The organism is Sphaerospermopsis sp. LEGE 00249 (assembly GCF_014299995.1).
Lineage (GTDB): Bacteria > Cyanobacteriota > Cyanobacteriia > Cyanobacteriales > Nostocaceae > Sphaerospermopsis > Sphaerospermopsis kisseleviana.
On the sequence record NZ_JACJUZ010000151.1, the window covers coordinates 1 to 3,112 of the forward strand.

A 3,112-nucleotide genomic window follows, 5' to 3' on the forward strand; every position below is an offset into this window, starting at 1 on the left:
CAGCGTTTCACCTCTGAGTTCGGGAAGGGATCAGTGTGGTTCCACCGCGCCATAGACACCAGGAAAACCCGTTGGGAATTGATAATTGACAATTGATAATTGAAAATTAAAGAATTATCAAAAATCGTTCAAAACCCTGAAGACTGCAAGTAACGCGAATATTAGCAATGTGAGAGGTCAAGCCCTCGGTCTATTAGTACCCCTCTGCTACATACATTACTGTACTTCCACATAGAGCCTATAAACGGGTGTTCTGCCCGTGACCTTACCCACTTGTTGTGGTGAGAACACTCATCTTGAGGTGGGCTTCCCACTTAGATGCTTTCAGCGGTTATCCGCTCCGAACTTGGCTACCCAGCGTCTACCGTTGGTACGATAACTGGTACACCAGCGGTTCGTTCCTCCCGGTCCTCTCGTACTAAGGAGGACTCCTCTCAATGTTCTTACGCCTGCACCGGATATGGACCGAACTGTCTCACGACGTTCTGAACCCAGCTCACGTACCGCTTTAATGGGCGAACAGCCCAACCCTTGGGACGTACTTCCGCCCCAGGTTGCGATGAGCCGACATCGAGGTGCCAAACCTCCCCGTCGATGTGGACTCTTGGGGGAGATCAGCCTGTTATCCCTAGAGTAACTTTTATCCGTTGAGCGACGGCCATTCCATGCTGCGCCGTCGGATCACTAAGGCCTACTTTCGTACCTGCTCGACTTGTCGGTCTTGCAGTCAAGCTCTCTTAATGCCTTTACACTCGTCGCACGGTTTCCAAGCGTGCTGAGAGAACCTTTGCGCGCCTCCGTTACCTTTTAGGAGGCGACCGCCCCAGTCAAACTGCCCACCTGAAACTGTCCTCTCTCCGGCTCACGGAGATGAGTTAGAATTCTAGCTTCGCCAGAGTGGTATCTCACCGTTAGCTCCCTTCTCCCCACAAGGAGAAGTTCATCGCTTCCCACCTATCCTGCGCAAGCGAAGCCCGAACACAATTCCAGGCTACAGTAAAGCTTCATAGGGTCTTTCTGTCCAGGTGCAGGCAGTCCGTATCTTCACAGACATTCCTATTTCGCCGAGTCTCTCTCTGAGACACCATCCAGATCGTTACGCCTTTCGTGCGGGTCGGAACTTACCCGACAAGGAATTTCGCTACCTTAGGACCGTTATAGTTACGGCCGCCGTTCACCGGGGCTTCGGTCGTCAGCTTCATGTTACCACTGACCAACTTCCTTAACCTTCCGGCACTGGGCAGGCGTCAGCCCCCATACGTCCTCTTTCGAGTTTGCGGAGACCTGTGTTTTTGGTAAACAGTCGCCTGGATCTCTTCACTGCGACCCACTCTCGTGGGCACCCCTTCTTCCGAAGTTACGGGGCCATTTTGCCGAGTTCCTTAGAGAGAGTTATCTCGCGCCCCTTGGTATTCTCAACCTCCCTACCTGTGTCGGTTTCGGGTACGGGTAACATATGTTCATCACATTACTAGCTTTTCTTGGCACTATCATTCACCATGCAACGGTCGTAACCGTCTCCCAAACCAATCAGGGTATGGCTATCTTTCATGCGTCCCTAGCAATGCTCCCATACGTTAGTCAGGGATTGTTGACCCTGTGTCCATCGACTACGCCTTTCGACCTCGCCTTAGGTCCCGACTAACCCAGAGTGGACGAACCTGGCTCTGGAACCCTTAGGGTTTCGGGGCATTGGATTCTCACCAATGTTTGCGCTACTCAAGCCGACATTCTCACTTCCGTTTCGTCCACAGCTGCTTGCCGCTACTGCTTCTACCTACGACGGAACGCTCCCCTACCGCAGTTCGACTACGCTCACTGCCCACAGCTTCGGTACATCACTTAGCCCCGTTCATTTTCGGCGCAGGATCGCTTGACTAGTGAGCTATTACGCACTCTTTCAAGGGTGGCTGCTTCTAGGCAAACCTCCTAGTTGTCTATGCAATCCCACCTCCTTTATCACTTAGTGATGATTTGGGGACCTTAGCTGGTGGTCTGGGCTGTTTCCCTCTTGACGATGAAGCTTATCCCCCACCGTCTCACTGGCAATGTGTTCATCGGGTATTCTGAGTTTGTCTCGATTTGGTACCGGTCTCCCAGCCCGCACCGAAACAGTGCTTTACCCCCCGACTTTAATCATTACCGCTGCGCCTCAACACATTTCGGGGAGAACCAGCTAGCTCCTGGTTCGATTGGCATTTCACCCCTAACCACACCTCATCCGCCGATTTTTCAACATCGGTCGGTTCGGACCTCCACTTGGTGTTACCCAAGCTTCATCCTGGACATGGTTAGATCACCAGGGTTCGGGTCTATAAATACTGATTATCGCCCTCTTCAGACTCGGTTTCCCTTTGGCTCCAGCATTCTCGCTTTAACCTACCAGTACCTATAAGTCGCCGGCTCATTCTTCAACAGGCACGCGGTCATCCGTTTAATCGGACTCCCACTGCTTGTAAGCTAATGGTTTCATGTTCTATTTCACTCCCCTTCCGGGGTTCTTTTCACCTTTCCCTCGCGGTACTTGTTCGCTATCGGTCACACAGTAGTATTTAGCCTTACGAGATGGTCCTCGCTGATTCATACGGAATTTCACGTGCTCCGTACTACTCGGGATTCAGCTCCTATCCTTTAACTTTCGACTACAGGACTTTCACCTCCTCTGGTGCAGTATTTAGCTGCTTCGTCTAGTCTCTAGATTCGTTGTTGCTGTCCCACTACCCCAAAAGGTAAACCTCTTGGTTTAGGCTTTTCCCCTTTCGCTCACCACTACTAGGGGAATCTCTAGTTGATTTCTTTTCCTCTGGCTACTAAGATGTTTCAATTCGCCAGGTTGGCTCTTTCCTGTCTATATATTCAACAGGTAGTACATAGGGTTGCCCCATTCGGACATTTCCGGCTCTTAGTCTGCTTCCAACTCCCCGGAACATTTCGTCGGTAACCACGTCCTTCTTCGCCTCTGTGTGCCTAGGTATCCACCATTAGCCCTTATTAGCTTGACCACTTTACATTGGTTTTTTCATTTCAGTTATCTGCTGCTAAAGCACTAGATTACTGAACTGCCTCGCGTTACTATGCAGTTTTCAAGGTTCTGGCTGGTATTTACCCAGCA

At 50.9% G+C, this 3,112-nt stretch carries 1 rRNA gene; it reads right to left on the reverse strand.

Features of this window, described 5'->3' with window-relative positions:
• Positions 1-173: 173 nt before the first annotated feature.
• Positions 174-3,002 (reverse strand): 23S ribosomal RNA (locus H5968_RS24780).
• Positions 3,003-3,112 lie beyond the last annotated feature (110 nt).